The sequence below is a fragment of the Streptomyces humidus genome, from assembly GCF_014649655.1.
GTDB lineage: Bacteria > Actinomycetota > Actinomycetes > Streptomycetales > Streptomycetaceae > Streptomyces > Streptomyces humidus.
In genome coordinates this window covers 1-18,449 of the sequence record NZ_BMTL01000007.1, presented here as the reverse complement: position 1 = coordinate 18,449, position 18,449 = coordinate 1, and the positions used below count along the sequence as shown (strand labels likewise).

Annotated in this window: 15 protein-coding genes and 1 tRNA gene; 12 read left to right on the top strand and 4 right to left on the bottom strand. The window is 70.6% G+C overall.

The window, feature by feature from the left end:
* The first annotated feature begins 21 nt into the window (after window positions 1-21).
* From IE239_RS09670 to IE239_RS09615, 12 genes are all read left to right on the top strand, one after another.
* Window positions 22-2,421, top strand: coding sequence for a DEAD/DEAH box helicase (locus tag IE239_RS09670; protein ID WP_190148882.1), 2,400 nt, complete (start codon window positions 22-24; stop codon window positions 2,419-2,421).
* 271 nt (window positions 2,422-2,692) lie between these two features.
* Complete coding sequence (locus IE239_RS09665; protein ID WP_190148881.1) at window positions 2,693-3,343, top strand: DCL family protein; 651 nt, start codon at window positions 2,693-2,695, stop codon at window positions 3,341-3,343.
* A gap of 342 nt (window positions 3,344-3,685) precedes the next feature.
* Entirely contained in the window at window positions 3,686-3,967 is a 282-nt protein-coding gene (locus tag IE239_RS09660) for an HU family DNA-binding protein (RefSeq protein WP_190148880.1), read from the top strand.
* Window positions 3,968-4,156: 189 nt separating this feature from the next.
* Complete coding sequence (locus tag IE239_RS09655; protein ID WP_060880712.1) at window positions 4,157-4,360, top strand: cold-shock protein; 204 nt, start codon at window positions 4,157-4,159, stop codon at window positions 4,358-4,360.
* Window positions 4,361-4,416: 56 nt separating this feature from the next.
* A tRNA-Met gene (locus IE239_RS09650) sits at window positions 4,417-4,490 on the top strand.
* A 206-nt stretch (window positions 4,491-4,696) separates the two neighbouring features.
* Window positions 4,697-5,158, top strand: coding sequence for a hypothetical protein (locus IE239_RS09645; RefSeq protein ID WP_190148879.1), 462 nt, complete (start codon window positions 4,697-4,699; stop codon window positions 5,156-5,158).
* 141 nt (window positions 5,159-5,299) lie between these two features.
* A complete protein-coding gene (locus IE239_RS42935; RefSeq protein WP_190148878.1) occupies window positions 5,300-6,838 on the top strand; it encodes a serine/threonine-protein kinase in 1,539 nt (512 codons plus the stop codon).
* 172 nt (window positions 6,839-7,010) lie between these two features.
* Entirely contained in the window at window positions 7,011-7,436 is a 426-nt protein-coding gene (locus IE239_RS09635) for a DUF3592 domain-containing protein (protein ID WP_190148877.1), read from the top strand.
* Between the two features lie 362 nt (window positions 7,437-7,798).
* A complete protein-coding gene (locus tag IE239_RS09630; protein WP_190148876.1) occupies window positions 7,799-9,277 on the top strand; it encodes a GIY-YIG nuclease family protein in 1,479 nt (492 codons plus the stop codon).
* A 377-nt stretch (window positions 9,278-9,654) separates the two neighbouring features.
* Window positions 9,655-10,905, top strand: coding sequence for a competence protein CoiA family protein (locus IE239_RS09625; RefSeq protein ID WP_190148875.1), 1,251 nt, complete (start codon window positions 9,655-9,657; stop codon window positions 10,903-10,905).
* 71 nt (window positions 10,906-10,976) lie between these two features.
* Window positions 10,977-12,656 (top strand): DUF4209 domain-containing protein, encoded by a 1,680-nt coding sequence (locus IE239_RS09620; protein WP_190148874.1) that lies wholly within the window; start codon window positions 10,977-10,979, stop codon window positions 12,654-12,656.
* 69 nt (window positions 12,657-12,725) lie between these two features.
* Window positions 12,726-13,310 (top strand): hypothetical protein, encoded by a 585-nt coding sequence (locus IE239_RS09615; RefSeq protein ID WP_190148873.1) that lies wholly within the window; start codon window positions 12,726-12,728, stop codon window positions 13,308-13,310.
* A gap of 255 nt (window positions 13,311-13,565) precedes the next feature.
* Here IE239_RS09615 and IE239_RS09610 read toward each other — a convergent pair whose 3' ends face one another.
* The 4 genes from IE239_RS09610 to IE239_RS09595 all read right to left on the bottom strand — a co-directional run bounded on the left by IE239_RS09610 (window position 13,566) and on the right by IE239_RS09595 (window position 18,131).
* Window positions 13,566-13,892, bottom strand: coding sequence for a hypothetical protein (locus IE239_RS09610; RefSeq protein WP_190148872.1), 327 nt, complete (start codon window positions 13,890-13,892; stop codon window positions 13,566-13,568).
* A 464-nt stretch (window positions 13,893-14,356) separates the two neighbouring features.
* Entirely contained in the window at window positions 14,357-15,379 is a 1,023-nt protein-coding gene (locus IE239_RS09605; protein WP_190148871.1) for a TniB family NTP-binding protein, read from the bottom strand.
* Window positions 15,376-17,430 carry a Mu transposase C-terminal domain-containing protein gene (locus IE239_RS09600; protein ID WP_491591135.1) on the bottom strand — a complete coding sequence of 685 codons (2,055 nt, stop codon included), beginning with the start codon at window positions 17,428-17,430 and terminating at the stop codon, window positions 15,376-15,378. Before IE239_RS09600 ends, IE239_RS09605 begins: the two co-directional genes overlap by 4 nt.
* Before the next feature lie 5 nt (window positions 17,431-17,435).
* Entirely contained in the window at window positions 17,436-18,131 is a 696-nt protein-coding gene (locus IE239_RS09595) for a TnsA-like heteromeric transposase endonuclease subunit (RefSeq protein WP_229878019.1), read from the bottom strand.
* Window positions 18,132-18,449: the final 318 nt, after the last annotated feature.

The following is an 18,449-nucleotide window of genomic DNA, read 5'->3' as shown; positions in this document are numbered from 1 at the left end:
GCTGAAAGGACCGGCCACCCCGTGACCGCGACCGCCACCGCCCCACCGCCCAGGATCAGGCTGCGCCCGCACCAGTCCAAGGCCGTCCACGCCGCGCACACCGCGCTGCGCCTGACCGCCCGGACCTCCGTCGTGATGGCCTGCGGCACCGGCAAGACGTACGTCGCCGCGCGCACCGCCGCCCGTGTCGCCCCCCAGGGCACCCGGCTGGTGCTGCTGCCCACCCTGGAGCTCCTCGCCCAGACCATCGACGACTGGCGCACCGCCGGCATGACCGGGCCCGTGCTCGCCCTGTGCTCCAAGCGCCCCAACACCGCGGGCGAGCCCGTCGCGTTCACCACCGACCCGGCCGCCCTGGCCGCCACCGTCCACCAGAACCCCGGACTGACGGTCTTCGCCACCTACCACTCCCTGCACCGCGTCCAGTACGCCCACACCCACTTCGCTCTCCCCGCCTGGTCGCTGGTGGCAGTCGACGAAGCCCACCGCACCAGTGGTGACCTGGGAAAACGCTGGGCCGCCGTCCACGACGACGAACTGATCCCCGCGCACAAGCGGCTCTACCTCACCGCCACCCCGAGGATCTGGTCGGCCGGCGAGCCCGGTGACGACGAGGACGACTCGCTCGTCGCGTCCATGGACAACCCGGCCCTCTACGGCGACACCTGCTTTCGCCTCCCGCTCGCCGAGGCCATCGACGAAGACCTCCTGGCCGACTACCGGGTCGTCGTCATGGAGGTGAACGAGGCGACCATCCGCACCCGGCTCGGGATCTCCGACAAGGCCACCGAAGCCGAACTGCGCCAGGCCGCCCTCCAGATCGCCGTCCTGCGCGCCATGGCCGAGCTCGATCTGCGCCGCGTCGTGAGCTTCCACCACCGTGTTGCCGACGCCCACGCCTTCGCCGACACCCTCCTCGAGACGGCCGCACTCCTCTACGCGCTGGACGAGACCGGAACCGGCTGCCCCGACCCGGGAGAACTGTGGGCGGCCGGCCTCGACGGCAACCAGGACCCCGCCTACCGACGCGAGCTCCTGGACCGCTTCGACGGCCGCCCGGGCGCATTCCTCGCGCCGGCCCTCCGCACGGTGATCGCGAACGCTCGCCTTCTCGGCGAGGGCGTCAACATCCCCAGCATCGACACCGTGGTCTTCGCCGATCCCAAGGAATCGATCGTCGACACGGTCCAGGCCGTCGGCCGCGCCCTTCGACAAAAGCCCGGCCAGGGCAAGAAGGCCACCTTGATCGTCCCCGTCTACGTCGCCCCCGGCGAGGACGCCGACGACCTCATGGGCTCCAACCTGTACCGCCCGCTCTGGCGGGTCCTCCAGGCCCTGCGTGCACACGACGACCGCATCGCCGACCGTCTCGCCGTCCCCCAACAGCCCTCCTACCCGCAGCCGGAGGACGAGCAGGACGACGCGAGCGTGCCCGTCGACATCGTCTTCGACCGGCCCTTCCCCGCCGACACCATCGCCCAGGCCTTTCGGCTGCGCGTCCTGCACCCCCGCGAAGCGTCCTTCCGGCGCGGCCTGGAAGCCGCCACCGCCTACCAGCAGGCCCACGGGCACCTCGACGTCCCCCGGCTCTACGATGACGCAGGCGGATTCGCGCTGGGCCGCTGGATCAACCGGGCACGCAAGGCGTACGCGGCCGGCACCCTCAAGCCCTCCCAGATCAAGTCCCTGGAACACCTCGGCATCATCTGGAACCTCCAGACCCAGGCCGCCGAACGCGGACTCCTCCACGCCCGCAGCTGGGCCGCCCGCCGCGGCCATCTCGCCGTTCCCAGCGACGAGATGATCGGCGACTACGCCTTCGGCCGCTGGCTCACCAACCGCCGAGCCGCCGCCCGCACCCGCGCGGACAACGGACTCGAACCCGACCCCACCGACACCGCACTCGCCGAGATCGACCCGTACTGGAACCCGCCGTGGCCGATCACCTGGCAGCGCCTCTACTACACCGCCCGCACCTACGCCGAAGCCAGCATCACGCTCGACGACCTCCCCGCCGACTTCATCACCGACGACGACGAGCCCCTCGGTGAATGGGTCGCGGCGCAGAGCACCGAATACAGCACACTCCATCCCGAGCAGCTCCGGCTCGTGAGCGAACTGGGCATCACCCTGATCGAACCCGACGATGAGCCGCCGCAGCCCACCGGCCGAGCCGCCCGCCAGCAGCGGCAGCTGAGCCAGGGCCTGGCGGCCGTCGCCGCTTTCCGGGACCGCGAAGGCCACGTCCACATCCATCAGCGCGACACCGTCACCGTCGACGGCGAGGAGTTCAAGGTCGGCCAGTGGCTCAAGAACCTCCGCCGACGTTGGGACAGCCTGCCGCCCGAACACGTTCAGGCCGTCACGGCCGCGGGCCTCACCCGCCACCCACAGACACCTGAGGCCGCGGTCACCGGCTGAACGCCGCCGCACCCTGCCGAAGGGCGGGCTTCGCCGGCGGAAGAGGGCCCCCCGCAGCACGACAGGGACGTACTCGCACCCTGCGACCTGGGCGGGGCCGCCTACCCGATCACCCGAACGAGTGAATTCGCGGTGATCGGTAGGCAGGCTCTCCCATCCCCTCCACGCTGATCACGGGTGCGCGAAGGCCGCACTACAGCGGAGTTTGGGGATGCTTTCGGCGTAGCGTCGCCGGGTGGTGGCGTCATCGAAGAAGGGAAGGGCCAGGTTCATGGCCGAGTTCTGGATCGGGCATCGCAAGTACCGGACCAAGGGGGATGCGCAGGAGGCGGTACAGAAGGTGCTGTACCGGTACTCGGTGGGCAGCATCGTGGATCAGCCAGAGGACCACCTTCTCCTGCTGGACCTTCTGAACATGCACCGGGAGGCGGAGGACAAGATCGGCCCTGGTGTCGAAGCCTTCGCGATCGCCCCTCCGCCGCGCGGTCCGTACCCCTGCTTCGAGGTGGTCCGGGTGGACGGCAGCCGCATCGACTTCTCGTACAAGGACTGTCTGAAGCCGAAGACCTACCGCCAGCAGGTCCTGAACGTGATGCGCGACGAGGTGAAGTCGGCCATCAATACGTACTTCGAGTCCCGCAAGCAGGCCGGCTCCCTCGTCTCGGACCTGTCCGGAACAGCGCTGGAGAGTTCCGACACGGCCGTGAGCTACTTCGGCGGGCCCTCATTCAACGACATCGCCGGGGAATTCGCCGACCGCGTCGGCGGGTGGGAGGCGATCGAACTGACGCCCTCCACCGAGCCTGGACTCGGGCGGTTCAAGGACCGCGACCTGGCCGAGCAGTGGTTCAGCTACCACCAGGACCGTGCAGTTCTCGGGCTGTTGTCGACGAAGGAGAACCAGCGCCGTCCCCGCAGGTAACAAGGTGCCCGAACGCAGCCGCACGTCCGCTCCGACGTGCAGCTGCGGCCGTAGAGTCGGTCGGGTGAGGGAGGGGCGGTCTACGGGGACCTGGACGAGCGCGCCGGCGCCGGGTTGGTCGAGCGCCAGCTGTGTCCGTGGTGCGGGGCCTGCCGGGTCCGGCGTGCTGGGCGAACTCCAACGGCTGCTCCTGCGGCGCGCCCGCCTACCGGCCGCCAGCTTCGCCGCAGCGTTCCGCTGCTGGTGCCGGGCACAGCGTTGTCAGACCTCGGTGCAAGGATGGCTAACGAAGCGTCGCGTCCGCGCAGCGGTCGCGACAACCCGAACGTCACGGAGTACCGCATGAACCGCAGTGAGCTGATCGCAGCCCTCGCCGAGCGCGCCGAGGTGACCCGCAAGGACGCCGACGCTGTTCTGGCCGCCCTCGCAGAGACCGTCGGCGACGTCGTCGCCAATGGCGATGAGAAGGTCACCATCCCCGGCTTCCTGACTTTCGAGCGCACCCACCGCGCTGCCCGTACGGCCCGCAATCCCCAGACGGGTGAGCCGCTCGAGATCGCAGCCGGATACAGCGTGAAGGTCTCGGCAGGCTCCAAGCTCAAGGAAGCCGCGAAGGGCAAGTAGCCCCCCGCGCCGTGGGCACTCCAGGACCGCGCACTGACTCACGGACGCACTGCGTCACGCGATCACTGCGCGGAGCCCGGATAGTTGTGGCGCCGACGGGGTAGAACGGACGCCGGGTGCCCTCCCTCGACGGAGGGCTCCGACTCCAGACCAGCCGGGATACCTCGGCAAGATCGAAGGACACGCAGTATGGCCAGCGGCACCGTGAAGTGGTTCAACTCGGAGAAGGGCTTCGGTTTCATCGCCCAGGAGGGCGGCGGCCCGGACGTCTTCGCCCATTACTCCAACATCGCCGGCAGCGGCTACCGCGAGCTGGCGGAGGGCGACGCGGTCACGTTCGACGTGACCCAGGGGCAGAAGGGCCCCCAGGCCGAGAACATCGTCCGGAGCTGACGGCCGTACGGCACCGCCCCGCCCGCGAAGATCACTGTGTAGAGTGGCCTTACCGACGCGGGGTGGAGCAGCTCGGTAGCTCGCTGGGCTCATAACCCAGAGGTCGCAGGTTCAAATCCTGTCCCCGCTACTGACCGAAGGGCCCGGCATGCAGCCGGGCCCTTCGTCGTATGCGAACACCACGTGGAGCACTAGCGGCTGTCCCTGGCCCTGACCGGAACAGACCGGTATGGGCATTGCCCGCTGCCTCTCGGGCCGTGTCCTTCCGCGCGGCGCGATGATCTACGGTCTCCTACGGCACCGAAATGATCAGTTCAGCAACGGGGAAGTACGCACATGCGCAAGACAACAACGCTCACCACCACCCTGCTCGCAGCGGCCGTGCTGCTGACCGGGTGCGGCAGCGAGAAGAAGGACACCGGCCCGGCCAAGGCGGGCGAGGCCTCGCCGAGCGTCTCGGCGAGCGGCGGCGCGAAGGGCTCGTCGTCGGGGAAGAAGGGCGTTGCCCATCAGGTGGTCTTCGAGGTCGGGGGCACGGGCACGGGCAAGGTCATGTGGATCGGGAACACCAACCACTTCGAGCAGGTGACGTTGCCCTGGACGAAGACGGAGTCCATCCAACTGGAGGGGGCCGAGCTGAAGGTCGGCGTCACGGTGTCGGTGGTACCCGCCTCGGTCGAGGGCCCGGACAGAATGCTCAAGCCCGCCCCGTGCACGATCAAGGTCGACGGCAAGCAGGTCGCTGACAACCAGGGCGGCAAGTCGGCCGAGCCCTGCAAGTACGAGCTCAAGGACTGACAGCTGGCACCCTCACACACGCCTCGCCGCCCTCCGGCAAGTCGTGTGCGTATGCTCCGCCGCACCGCCGGGCGCGCCCCGCGACCGGCGGTGCGCTGGGCCGGCCGGCCCAGCGCAGGAGCATGCAGGGCTGGAGGAATGATGCGCGGCACGACGGTCGCCGGCCGGTACAGGCTGAAGGAGGCCATCGGCAGCGGAGGCATGGGCACGGTCTGGCGAGCCGAGGACCTCCACCACCTTCACGACGTCGCCCTCAAGATCATCCCGGTGGGGGAGGGGGACCCAGTACGTGAGGCGGCCTTTCGCCGGGAGGCACACGTGGCCGCGCGCCTGTCCCACCCGCACGTCGTCGCCGTCCACGACCACGGCGCCGCCGACCTCGACGGCCGCCGCATCTTCTTTCTGGCCATGGACCTTGTCGACGGCCGCCCGCTGAACACAAGGACCGGCAGTCCACTCTCCCTCACTGATGCCCTGACCTGGGCGATCCAGATCAGCCAGGCCCTGGAGGCCGCCCATCAGTCCGGCATCGTCCACCGCGACCTCAAGCCGTCCAACATCCTCATCGACCGGTCGGACACCGCGTACCTGTGCGACTTCGGCATCGCGCGCCTGGCCGAAGCCACCCATCACACCCTGACCGTGACCGGCGTCGCCATCGGAACCCCCGCCTACATGTCGCCCGAGCAGGCCCGCGGAGACACCACCCTGGGCGCACCCAGTGACCTCTACTCGCTCGGCTGCCTCCTCCACGAACTTCTCGCCGGCAGCGTCCCCTTCACCGGCACGGGATGGCAGGTCCTCAACCAGCACCTGAACGACGCGCCGGCCCCGCTGTCCGCCCTGCGCCCCGGCGTCCCCCGCGAGCTCGAACAGCTGGTCCTGGAGCTCCTCGACAAGAACCCCGACCGCCGGCCGACCGCGGCCGACACCCGCACACGCCTCACCCAGCTGCACACCGCACTGGCCGCCTTCGCCGACGCACCCACCGCAGTCCCGAACCCGCAGCCGCCCACGCGGGTCGCCACCACCATCGACCGGGCCGCCGAAGGCCGCGAACCCGGCACCCGGCTCCCCGCCGTGGTCGCGGGCGCCGTCACCGCCGCCGCCATCGCCGGCGAACTCTCACTCACCACCACACTGCCGACCGCCTGGACGGCTGCCCTCGGCACTCTCGCTGGGCTGCTCCTCGCCGCCCTCTACCTTCTCGACCCGCCCCAGTCGCCGCACCCCGAGCAGCTGAGGATCACCACGGCCTGCCTGCTGACCACCCTGCTCCTGACCGGCGGCATGGCGCTCGCCGTCCTGGTCAACGCCCCCGGCCTGTGGGCGAACGCCCTGGCCATCGCAGTCCTCGGTGGCCCCGCCCTGCTCGCCTTCGCCAGCGGCGTGCGCCGCCTGGTCGAGCACAGCCTTCACCGGAGTGCCTGGCACGCCGATCTCGCCACGACCGCCGGCATCCTCCACACCGCCGTCGTCCTGCTCACCGGCCACCACGCCGGCCTCTCGGGACTTGCCCTCACCGCTGTCGGCGTCGTGCTGTGGCCGGCCACGGCACTGCTCACGGCGATGCTCACCCCGGGCCGCTCCCCCTCCAGCCTTGCTCGGCCGACTCCCACCGGCCAGGTCACGCACCGACACCGCCCCGGCCCCCTCCCCGCCCAGCCCCGGATGCCCTAGCGCCCCGACGAACCGACCAGACCGTGCCGCCATCGGCGTGCACCTCCCAGCGCCGCCCTACCGCCCGAATACGGCGCCACGACCGTCGATACGTACGGGTCCGCAGGTCACCGGGGCGAACGGCACTCGTGCCTCGGGCAACCGATGCCGCCACGCACGCGTCGGACACGACATGAACCGCGAATGGCTCTTCACGCTCATACCGCTGGTGATCGGCGTGAGCTTTCTCTGTGCCGGCGTGTACGGACTCCGCCGCGCCAGCGCGCTTCGCCGCACGGGCATCACCGCCGTAGGGCGAGTCGTCCGCCACGACACCAGGCGAGACGACGACGGAGCCAAGTACCACCACCCGGTCGTAGCCTGGACGACCCGGGACGGCAGCGAGTGCACGTACTCCTCCACGTTCGGCCGAGGCAAGGTCCTCAACGGCTACGGCGTCGGCAACTCGGTCTTCGTCCTCTACGACGAGAACGATCCCCGCCGCTTCGAGATCCGCGGCTGGGACTCGACTTCGTTGTACATGGTGTTCACCGTGGTAGGCACGGTGCTCACAACAGGCACATTGACGGTTCTCCTCGTCCTGCTGAGCACTCTTTGACCGCCGTGAGATGTTGCGCACCCAGTGGTTCAGGCGGGCGGGCCCACTGTCGTGCCGGACCTTTCCCCTGTCTGATGACCGCGCCGAACGCACCGCCCACCGGCGGCCCTCAACAGGTCCCCGGCGCCCCGGACCGTCACCGTGCTGCTCGGCCGCGAACTGAATGAAGCCGCCGGGCCACCCAGCGGAAGACGGACACCGCAACCCACCAGCGGCAAGGCGACGATCAGAGTCGATGTCAGTGGCCACCCCTATGCTGCGCCGAACAGCGAGGCATGACCCCGCTCACCCTGGAGAGCGGGGAGTTGGACTTGGCAGGCAGCGGCCGACCGCGGAGGGATCCGCGACAGGCGGAAGAGATCATGCGCGCGGCCGGCCTGGAGCCGCTGGAGCCCTGCCGCGGCAGCTCCGCCCCGTGGCGGTGCCGCCATACGGCGTGCGGGCGGGAGGTCACCCCCCGCCTGAGCAACATCACCAAGGGACAGCGCGGCTGCGTCTACTGCTCCGGACACGCCCGGATCGAACCCGAGGCCGCAGCCGCGGTGATGCGGGCGGCCGGGTTGGAGCCGCTCGAGCCGTACCCCGGCGGCAGCGACCGGAAGTGGCGGTGCCGTCACCGCGCATGCGGACGCGAGGTCACACCCACCTATGTCCGGATCAACTCCGGTGCCGGGCCCTGCCGGTGGTGCGCACCGAACGCGCCGGTCGACCCCGACGTTGCGGCGGCCGACATGCGGGCCGCGGGCCTGGACCCCCTCGGCCCGTACCCGGGAGTGGACACGCCCTGGCCGGTCCGATGTCGGGCGTGCGGAGCGCCAGGGGCCCCCACGCTGGGCTCCATCCGTCAGGGGCAGGGCGGCTGCTACCCCTGCGGCCGGCGCAAGGCCAACGAGTCGATGCGCCACGACGCCGAGACCGCGGCCGCGGTGATGCGGGCGGCGGGCCTGGAGCCGCTGGAGCCGTACCCCGGCACGGAGTTCGCGTGGAAGAGCCGCTGCATCACGTGCGGGTCCATCGTCTCCCCGCGCCTGGGTTCCCTGACCGGCCGGAGCCGGCGTCCTGGCTGCAAGCGGTGCGCCGACCGGGCCAACGGTGCAGCACAGCGCCACGACGAGGACCTGGCCGTCGCCGAGATGCGCGAGCACGGATTCGAACCCCAGGAGCCGTACCGCGGGGTCAAGTACCCCTGGCGGTGCCTGTGCCACGGCTGCGGCACCATCACCTCACCGACCTTCGGATCCATCCTCGCCGGCCAGAGCGGATGCCGGCGCTGCGCCGACCTCCGCTCCGCCGCCGCACGACGGGAAGACCCCGAGCGCGCCGCCGCCTCCATGCGCGAGGCCGGTCTCGAGCCCCTGGAGCCCTACACCACGTCCATGACGCCCTGGCGCTGCCGCTGCACCACCTGCGGCCGCACCTCGACTCCCACCTTGTCCAAGATCCGCAGCGGCCGCGGATGCAAGTACTGCGCCCGCTTCGGCTTCGACCGTGCCGCGCCCGCCCGCGTCTACGTCGTCACCCACGTACAGCACGGCGCCGTCAAGATCGGCGTCGCCGGCGCTCGTCAGCGAAACGACCGCATCGGCCAGCACCGCCGCCTTGGTTGGACCCTGTACTACGAGCACCACGTGCCCACCGGCGACGACGCCCTGTCCGTCGAACAGACGATCCTGCGGCGCCTGCGCGCCGCCGGGCACGGCGTCTTCCTCACCGCCGCCCAGTTGCCCAACGGCTGGACCGAGACGTTCGACGCCGCCCGCGTCACCGCCGCGGAGCTTCGGGACGCGATCCGAGAACACCAGACCGCACCAACCCCTCCTCAGCCGTTGACCCTGTTCTAGCCGCACACCTGGGCCGGGGGAGCGAGCTGACCTCGGCGGCGGCGATGGGGGAGTGGTGAGGGGGTGGGCTACGCCGCGCCCTGGACGGCAAGGACTGCCACGGCGGCCTGCTCGGCGCCTCCAGCGCCTTGGTGAACGTCAAGGCGACGACGGCCGCCTCGTCGGTCAGCTGGCCGGGTGCCCCCACGCCGGCCGCGGCCACGGCGCGGGCAGCACGCCGGCCGGTCGCAGCGTGGCCGGCTCTCGTCGGCGAAGCTCCCGTCAGGCGGGCCACGGGGGCAAGCCGTTTCCCGTCGTGCTGGTCGTTCAGGCACCGGGCGCCCGTGTGGCGGGAGAAGGTCTGGCCGGGCACCCGTAGCGCCCGTCATGATCACGGCATGGGTGCAAGCGCGTGGGACACCGAGACCAAGCGGCCGATCTATGTCGATCTGGGCGTGGAGGGGCTGCCGATCGGCCTGGCGGGCGGCCGGTACCTGTGCAGAGCCTGCGCGGATCCACTGATCCTCAGGGGCGCCCGGCCCGAAGCGAAGGTCACGCCGCACTTCTCCCACCAGGAAGGAGGTCCGTGCCGACTGGCAGAACGGGAAGCGCAGATCGACGCGGACGACCAGGTCGTCATCCAGCTGAGCCACCAGATTCGCGCCCTGCCCGGCATCACCGGCTGCACCCTCGCCTCCCCCGGAGACGACCCTCGCGACCCGATCGGACTCCCGCCGGTCGTCATCGCACAGTGCGGCGACACCGCCGTTGTCATCGAACGCCCCGGCACGCTGCCCAGCCCTCAGGCCGTCCGCCGACGCATCCTCGCGGTACGCGAGCACCACGCCGGAGCCGCACACGTCTGGTTCCTGCGCCGCGACCCTGGCCAATTCGGCCAACTCCCCAGCCACAAGGTCCGCCTGAGCGGACGGGACGTCGAGCACCAGCGTGTCGCCCCCACCGAGCAGCAGCTGGCCATCCTCGACGCCGGCGGCCATGTGTACTGGCTCGACGGGAAGCTCGTGCTGGTGCCCTACGGCTCCCACGCCTTCCGGCACCCCGCCCGCCCCGAGCAGGACTGGACGGCCTGGCCGAAGTGGCCGCGCCACAAGGACCCCCGGGACGACTGGCGGATCAGCAAGCCCCGTCCGGCCCCTACCGCGGACTGCTGGGGCCTGGTCCCGATCGCCCTGTCCTCGCTGACCCGCACCCGGGCGGTCTTCCACCCCGCCGACGCGCACAAGGTCATGGACGAGCTGTATGCCGCCCAGGAGGGCCGGCACCGCTGGCGCGACCGGCGAGCCCGCGAGGTGTACGCCGAGCGGCACGCTCCGCCCACTCCTCAGCCCGCCGCGCCGATCCCGACGGCCGAAGCCCCCGCCACCGAGGCTGAGACAGATCAGCACACCGCCCCACAACTTCCGCAGCCGGCCGACCAGCACGATGCCGAGGCACCCCCGCGCGGGAACGTGACCCCGTCCGTCGCCTCGTCCGCGAACCTCGCGCCGGCCTTCCCACCTCCACCTGTGGCCCCGCCCACGATTCCCCCGCCCCCACAGCTGCCCCCCGCGCCCCCCGCGCCCCGCGCGCCCCGGCAACGCCGATGGGTAGACACCCTCCGCATGCTGCGCCGACGGCGTGAGCGTTGACGAACTCCGGAAAAGCAGTGGGCCCGGTCCGAAGTCGTACCGATACTGGCGACGGAGGAAGTGAGGCGCCCATGCCGCAAGTAGAACCGTGTGTGCTCGACGTGCTCACGGAAGCGGCGGCGAACGCCGCTTCCTGCGAGGACATCGCCGCCGTCCTCGCGGCCGCGGACACCGGCACGAACGCGGCCGCCGAGCAGCAGCGCGATGCGCTACTCGCCGCGCTGCGTCTCCGACCCGCCGGGACTGGCAGGGCGCAGACGTTCACCGGGATCGTCCTCGGCCGGCCGCCTGCGAGCCTGTCCGGCGTCGCCGCCGACCAGATGGAGACCTGGAGCGCGTACGCCGAGGCCGTGACCAACTCCTTTGTCCGGGGACGCCTCCATCACCTTCTGCTCGTCGCAGGACACGGTCGCAAGGTCGACCGCATCCGGGGCGCGGCCGCCGGGTACCTGGACGCGGTGCCGCTTTTGCTCGCCGCCCGCAAGCGCTTCCCCGGCCTGGTGGGTGCGACCGAGTGTCTGCGCTGGGCCGGAGACCTCGCCCGGACCTATAACCAGACCGACCTGTGCAAGCGCGTCACCGACGACACGGTCGCCCTGGCCGAGCGAGTCCTTGCCGCTCCCGAGGACGAGACGGCGATCATGGCCGATCTCCTGGAGGGGCTGCGTGTCCAGCGCTACGACATCACCGACTTCGCAGAACGCGCCGCCCGTCGGTACGCCGGCGATGTGCACGCCCGCGTCGGATTCCTCAAGCTGATACGGGCAGAAGCGTCCGAGTTCCGCCGAGTCGGCATCGACACCGAGATCGTCAGCGCCCTCCTCGACGCCGCCGATGCCGACACGGGGTTCCGTCGCCACAACCTGCTGACCCAGGCCGCGACCATCGCGCGGGATCGAGGTCTGCCCGAGCTGAGGGTGCGTGCCGAGATGGCCCTGCAACAGACCGATCCGGACTCCCTGGGATGGACTCGAATCCGTCGCCCGCTCATCCCCCCGCCGGGACTTTTCGCCGGGGCCCGGGCGCACGTCGACGCCGCCCCAAGCCTGCGAGACGCACTGTGGCGAACCGCGCAAGACGCCCATCCGGCGATGCGCGAGCACCCCGACGACGTGGGCCTCCTGGACGGTCTGCTCCGGATCCCGCGCACGCGCATCAACACCGCCGGACCCGTCCAGGTCGCTCCGCCCGTCGCCGCCGCCGACGACCACCTCGTCGGACTGCAGGTCCTCGCGATGGACTTCCTCGGGCACCTCGCCGCCCATCAGCTCGACCACATCCACGAGCGCTTCGATCCGGACGAGGCCGAGCTGATCGGCGCCCTCGCCCATGACGCCGTCTTGCCGGAGGCGCGCGCCCGAACGCTGGCCTACGCCTTCCGGTACTTCTGGCTGGGGGAGTTCGACGCAGCGGTATGCATCGCCCTGCCTCAGGTGGAGCAGATCCTCAGACAGCTCCTGCGCTGGCAAGTCTCGATCTTGTCCGTGGCCAAGGGCGAGTCCCCCGGGACCGTCGACCAGCTGGGAGGACTCCTCCGCAGCATGCCGGCCGCCGGGTATCCCGCGGACTGGAGCCGCGCCCTAGAGCTGCTCCTGGTCGACCCCGACCGCGGGATGAACCTGCGCAACGACGTTTGCCACGGCCTGATCGACACCCCGCCCAAGCACCGCGTCGCGCTCATCCTCCAGGCGGCGCTGTACCTGCTCAGCTACGCCCACGGGCATCGAACCCTCACCCCGCCCGCTCCCTGAGCGTCCGGCAAGTCTGAACCCGACGGGGGACGTCACCGCCTTCCGCGGTGAGGCGGATAGCGTGCGGGCATGACGATGAGGGGGAAGCGGCGGGTCCTGTACCGGCAGGGCACTGGGTTCTGGCGGATGACGGCGAAGTGGGTTGTGGTCTTCGGGGCCCTGTACCTGATGGACGGGGGCCTGGTCCGATCGTGGGGCGACGCTCTGGTCTGGCCGATGATCGGGATCCTGCTGTGGGTGCCGTTCGGGATCGGCGTCGTCTGGTATCCGAAGAAGGACCAGCGGATCACGCTGACGACGCGCGAACTGCGTGTGCGGCGCAAGCGGCTGGCGATGGAGCAGGTGAACCTGCTGCACGTGGCGCGACTGTGGCTCGAAGGGCGGTCGACTGCGGACGACCAGCCGGTGCTGGAGTGGATACGGTTCGACCGGGTGGTGTGGGTTCCGCTCCAAGACGGCCGGGCGTTCGGCGTGGAGTTTCGCGACCCCGCCGCCTTCGCCGAGGTTTTCGGCGCCTTCGCGGTCGAGGCGTGCGGCGGGCCGGAGGTCGTCCGCGCTCGAGCTGCAGCAGCCACCTACCCGGAGCCGCGCGCGATGCGGCCCCGCTCCGCCGACGACGGCTCCTGGCTGGACGTCCTCGACATCTTCAGCTGAGAGCCGGAGCTGCGCGGCATGGGCAGCGGTCCGTGAGAGGCGCGGAGAACTACACAGGGTCGGCGTTCTGGCCGACCCTGCCCGGGCTCTTCCGCGGTCAGGAGCGAGAGGCGACAACCCCCTGGACGGCGTACGCAATCGTCGGTGAGACGAAAGCAAGCCGGCAGCCTGCGATGGGACTCGCTCAACGCCCAGTGCGACGCACCCTGTCCTCTGACATCGAAGTTGGATCGTTTGTCACGCAAGGTGGACCGGTCAGGCGGCGGTGGCGAGCTTCTCCTTCTTGCGCCAGTAGGCGCGCTTTGCCCGGCAGGAGCCTGAGCAGGTGAGCCGGATCTGTCCGGTGGTGCCCAGGGTGAGTGGCGTTCCGCAGACGACGCAGCAGTCCGGTTGGAAGCCCCGCGGGATGTCGGCGGCTGGCTGGGGCAGAGGTGGAAGGCCCTGATCGATGCGTCGCGTGGTGTAGGTCCAGCGGGCGCAGCGCTTCGAGCAGTAGATCTTGGTTGTGGGGCCGGAGAGAAGGGGTGCCTCGCAGGCCAGGCAGTTCTTGGCCCGGATCTGCGGCGGGCGAGCAGCGCTCATTCGCCTGCGGTAGGCGGCTGTTCGGCATGCCGGTGAACAGTACTGACGTGGTCGCACGTGGTAGGGGAGTCTTCTGCCGCACTCTTGGCAGTTGGTGATCCGCGTGGCTTTCAGTGGCTTGGGGTGCCGCTTGCGGTAGCTCTTCTGGCGGCAAGCCTGGGAGCATCGCCGCCGAGGTGTGAGGTAGTCCCCGATCGGCAGAGGTCTGCCGCACTCGACACACTGCTTCCGTTCGAGGACTTCCTGAAGGACGACTGGGTCGCGGCCGGTGACCGCAGCCAGGCGTTCCCAGGATGGAGCCGCCTTGTCGGAGCCGGGGGCACGCAGGTAGGCGCGCAGGTAGCTGGGCCGGAGGAAGTTCGCGGTGGCCAGCCGCTCGATGAACGCGGTGCGCCCCTCGCCTGGTCGGGGTCGGGGCTGGAAGGGGAGCTTCCTGACCGGGGCAGTGCTGCGGGCTGTCCTGGTCACCAGGTGTGCCTCGTGTCCGTCAGCAGCCGGGGAGACTCTGCGGCGACGTCGAGCGGGACGGCCTCCAGGCTGTCCTGGGTGATCTTTTCGGTGCCGGTGAGGACAGCGTCGAGCGCGGCTCCGCGGATCTGGTGGGAGAGCGCGCCGATCATGCCGCCGGTCCGCTTGTGCAGGAGGCGATCGAGCTTGACCAGCGTTCCGGGAGCGTGACGGTGCAGCAGCAGCGTCTTCTCCATGGTGCTGACCAGCCCTTTCCACTCCTGACCGTAGGGGAAAGGGTGAGTGGGGATCAGGGTGAAGCGCCCGGCGATCTGGGCTCCGCGGGTGCCGGAGAGCAGGCTGCTGTGCTCGATGTCGATGCCGGCGTAGATGAACGTGGCGGCGATACGTTCGGAGAAGTACTTCAGGGTGTCGGCGACCTCGGCGCCGTGCCGGGTGGTCAGCGAGATGTTGTGCAGCTCGTCGACCAGGACCAGGCCGGTGCGGGCGGCGGTGCAGACACCGACGACCGAGTCGATGATGTCGGTGATGTTGAACCGGCGTGCCGTGGGCAGGCCCAGGAAACGGGCGAACTCGGCCGCGATCATGCGAGGGGTCGCCGCCGGCGGGACGGTGATGTAGACGACGGGGATGCGGTCGTCGACGTCCGGGTGCCGTGCCCGGTCCTGCAGTTCGTGGGCGAGGCCGAGCTGGGTGATGGCGATGGTCTTCCCGGTTCCGGCCGGGCCGGAGACGATCAGGCCCCGGCGGGCGCTGACCGCGTGCCGGTTGAGCAGGATGAGCCGCCGCCCGCTGGTCACCGTGTGCCGGACCGTGGAGGTCGCCACCACGAGCAGGCGGGCGTGATGGTCCAGACGGTCTTCGTTGTAGCGCTCCAGCTCCGCCTCCGACAGGGCCGCGTACTCGTGCTCGCTCAGCAGCGCGGGCGGCGAGGGCCGCTGCGAGGTGAACGCGTGCCAGCCTTCCCTGGTGGTCAGATGCCGGGCGGCGTCCGTGTCCACGGTGTCCGGCATCGTCATGAGCGCCTCCACGGGTTCTCCAGCGGGTCGAACAGGCCGAGCGGGATCACCTCGGCCAGCTCCTCCGGCTCCTCGGATGTGGCCTCGGCCACCGGCTCCGGCTCAGGGACCGCCGGAGGCAGGGGCGTCGACGGACGGGCGGCCCGGGTGCGGGCCGCGACCCGGCGGTCCTTCTTCGCGGCCGTGCCCGTCCGTGGCCGGCCGGGGCCGGCGTGGGCCCGGGTCAGCAGGGCGGCGACGACGTCGGCGATCTCGGCCTCGGTGGCGCCGGGCAGCTTGCGGGCCTCGTGGTCCCAGGCCAGCTCGCCGAACGGGACCGGGACCCGCTTGAGGTGCTTCCAGACGGCTGGCACCCACTCGCCGCGGCCGCGGTGGTCGCGTACCCAGATCCGGGAGACGTCGTAGGGGTCGCGGTGGATCTCCCAGAGTCCCCGCTTGGCCGTGACGCCGGAGTGCCGGCGCCGCATCGGGGCGAGGTCGGCGCTGTTGTAGGTGCGGTTCTTGATCTTGATGCCGTAGTCGTTGACCGCCCGCCACTCGGCCGGGAGCAGCTCGATGTAGTCGTCGCCCTCCAGGGCGACCGGGACGTAGCCGCAGGCCTCGACGAGGGCGGCGTACTTCTCGTTCGGTGTGAACAGCCGGCCCGGGTGGGACGGGTCGCGCAGTCCGTCGTGGGGCCGGTTCTGCCACTTCGCGACGATCCACTCGTCCAGCAGGTCCTGGAGTTCGAGCAGGGACCAGGCCCGGCCCTGGTCAAGGTTCCGGCCGCGGTGTTCGGGGCTGCGGCCGGTGTAGGTGGGCAGGAACTGGGCAAACAGCGAGGCCACCGAGCCGAGCATCCGCTCGATGTGCCCCTTCTCGAACGGCGAGCCCTTGTGGGTGGGCAGGAAGTCGATCTCCAGAAAGCGGCAGGACGACTTGAAGTTCCGGGAGATGAAGACCTTGCCGTGGTCGCAGACGATCGTCTCCGGGACGATCACCGGGCGGGCGGCGGCGTGCTCGAGCCGTTCGTCCAGCGTCAGCAGGCGGCGGTGCGGAAGCACCGACCGGGACATCTTCAGCGCGTCCACCCAGCCGGGCCGCATCGGCTCCGGGGTGACGGTGCGGGCCAGCAGCACGCTGGCGTCGACCGCCTTCGTAGTCGGCCGCAGCACCGCCGCGGTCAGCGACCTCGTTGCGACGTCGATCATGGCTGTGAGCTCGACCTTGCCGATCACCCCGTTGTCCAGCAGGACCAGGACGTCGAGCGGGGTGGAGTCGATCTGCATCACCTCGCCCGGCGCGAACACGGGAAGCTCGCCGAACTCCCCGCTGGCGCCGTGGGCCCGTGACCTGCGGGTCGTGGCCGAGCTGAAGGTGTGCGTGTTTCGGGTGAGCTTGTCCAGCAGCCGGTAGAGGGTCCGCTCGGACGGCAGCTTGACCGCCCGGCCGGCGGGCGTCTGCCGCAGGATCTCGGCGGTCCGCCAGAGCAGGAACGTTCCCCGGCGGGTCGAGGCGTCCGTCGCCTCGGCGATCGCCTGCCGCATGGCCGCGACCACGGCGTCGTCGACGGATCCGAACTCGCGCTTCTTGCGGACCGGACGGTGGTCCGCAAGCCCGACGATCCCGTCGGCCTGGTAGCGGCGCCGGTAGTTGGCGACCGTCTGAGCAGCCACTTTGTGCCCGGCTGCGGTCAGCTCAGCGGCCTTGGCCCGCTGCCGGGCCGTCAGCGAGCGGTCCGACCGGTACTCGGGCCGCGGCGACGTCCCTGGATCGGCGCCGGGCGGCAGCCCGTGCAGGACCTCCAGAATGTGCCCCTCCCACCACAGGGCTTTCTCCCGCACCGCCTTCGGGAACGTCTCCAGCAGCGAGCCCGCCGGCAGCGGCTGGCGGACCGGGACGTCGACGACCGCGAAGTCCTCACCGCGCAGCAGCACGTCGAGCTCGACGACCACGGCCAGCTCGTTCGTCGCGGTCAGCGTCACCGTCGTCGTGGTCACCGCGGTCACCGCGCGGACCTGGCCGTCGAAGCGGACCCAGGACCCGACCTCGATGCCCGTCGGCCGCCGCATCGCGTTCACCGGCCCCGCTCCTTCCAGACCATGCTGTGGTCGTGCAGCAACTCGCCCCGCAGGTCGGCGGCCAGGACGCCGGACCACATCAGGTGGAACAGCACCGGCAGCACCACCAGCCGGTCGCCCGCCGCCAGCACCCCTTCCAGCAGCGGCGCGGGCTCCTCGAATGCCTCCAGCAGCCGTGCGGCGATCGCCCACCGCAGACACCGGCGCCGCCGGTAGCGGGCCAGCCATCGCACGTTCGCCATGAAGACCGGATCGGGCGCCCCGGCCCGGACGAACTCCCAGCCCACCGCCCGGCAGGCCAGCTCCATCGCCTCGAACGACTCGGACGCAGCGTCATCGACCCGGTCATCAGCCCGCACGTCCACAACACGGCCGCGGCCGTCGGCGAGCCGGACGAAGTAGTCCGGCGCGTGCCGGCGCCGACGGGTGCCGTTGTGCCAGTGCAGCCAGAACGGCTGCGAGGAGATCCCCACCACCTGCGGATCACGGTCCATCAAGATCAGATGGTCCCGCTCCAGCCACGACTCGTAGCCAACGTGGTCCCGGGCCGTCGCGCAGTAGTACCAGCCCGCGAAGCTCTCGACCCCCTTGGCCCAGCGGAAGTCCCGGACCGGCTCCACGGCCTCGAACTGTGTGGTCCACCCCTGCCCCAAGGGCTGCCGACGCCGACGCCCGCGCTCAAGAAAGTCCAGCTCAAAGGCCGATAACGCGGCGTCCCCGTACGCAAGAGCCGGTGCCCCCACCCTGCCCCCAACCTCTTCGGTCCAACATCAATGGCAGGAACGTAGTGGTTGTCCAACTTCCCTGGCAATCGGTCCAGGTTCAGCGTCAGGGGACACACCCTTCGCCCAGCGTCCGAACGAGCTTGGAAATTCGTTTGCTCCGACTGTCACACCGCGCGTCGTCCGCACACCTGTCAAGCCCCGGGTTTTGTGGAGGGTGGGATAGCTGGTTTTCAGGGGGTGGTCTGGGGTGCGGGTGATGCTGCGTGGAGGGCTTCGAACTCGGCC

What these genes read in the sequence shown, in the direction of transcription:
- IE239_RS09665 (WP_190148881.1), top strand. Translation starts at nt 2,693, where the DNA reads ATGGCCGAGTTCTGGATCGGGCATCGCAAGTACCGGACCAAGGGGGAT.
- IE239_RS09600 (WP_491591135.1), bottom strand. Translation starts at nt 17,430, where the DNA reads ATGCGGCGGCCGACGGGCATCGAGGTCGGGTCCTGGGTCCGCTTCGAC.
- IE239_RS09615 (WP_190148873.1), top strand. Translation starts at nt 12,726, where the DNA reads ATGACGATGAGGGGGAAGCGGCGGGTCCTGTACCGGCAGGGCACTGGG.
- IE239_RS09610 (WP_190148872.1), bottom strand. Translation starts at nt 13,892, where the DNA reads ATGAGCGCTGCTCGCCCGCCGCAGATCCGGGCCAAGAACTGCCTGGCC.
- IE239_RS09625 (WP_190148875.1), top strand. Translation starts at nt 9,655, where the DNA reads ATGGGTGCAAGCGCGTGGGACACCGAGACCAAGCGGCCGATCTATGTC.
- IE239_RS09655 (WP_060880712.1), top strand. Translation starts at nt 4,157, where the DNA reads ATGGCCAGCGGCACCGTGAAGTGGTTCAACTCGGAGAAGGGCTTCGGT.
- IE239_RS09605 (WP_190148871.1), bottom strand. Translation starts at nt 15,379, where the DNA reads ATGACGATGCCGGACACCGTGGACACGGACGCCGCCCGGCATCTGACC.
- IE239_RS09620 (WP_190148874.1), top strand. Translation starts at nt 10,977, where the DNA reads ATGCCGCAAGTAGAACCGTGTGTGCTCGACGTGCTCACGGAAGCGGCG.
- IE239_RS42935 (WP_190148878.1), top strand. Translation starts at nt 5,300, where the DNA reads ATGCGCGGCACGACGGTCGCCGGCCGGTACAGGCTGAAGGAGGCCATC.
- IE239_RS09635 (WP_190148877.1), top strand. Translation starts at nt 7,011, where the DNA reads ATGAACCGCGAATGGCTCTTCACGCTCATACCGCTGGTGATCGGCGTG.
- IE239_RS09630 (WP_190148876.1), top strand. Translation starts at nt 7,799, where the DNA reads ATGCGCGCGGCCGGCCTGGAGCCGCTGGAGCCCTGCCGCGGCAGCTCC.
- IE239_RS09645 (WP_190148879.1), top strand. Translation starts at nt 4,697, where the DNA reads ATGCGCAAGACAACAACGCTCACCACCACCCTGCTCGCAGCGGCCGTG.
- IE239_RS09660 (WP_190148880.1), top strand. Translation starts at nt 3,686, where the DNA reads ATGAACCGCAGTGAGCTGATCGCAGCCCTCGCCGAGCGCGCCGAGGTG.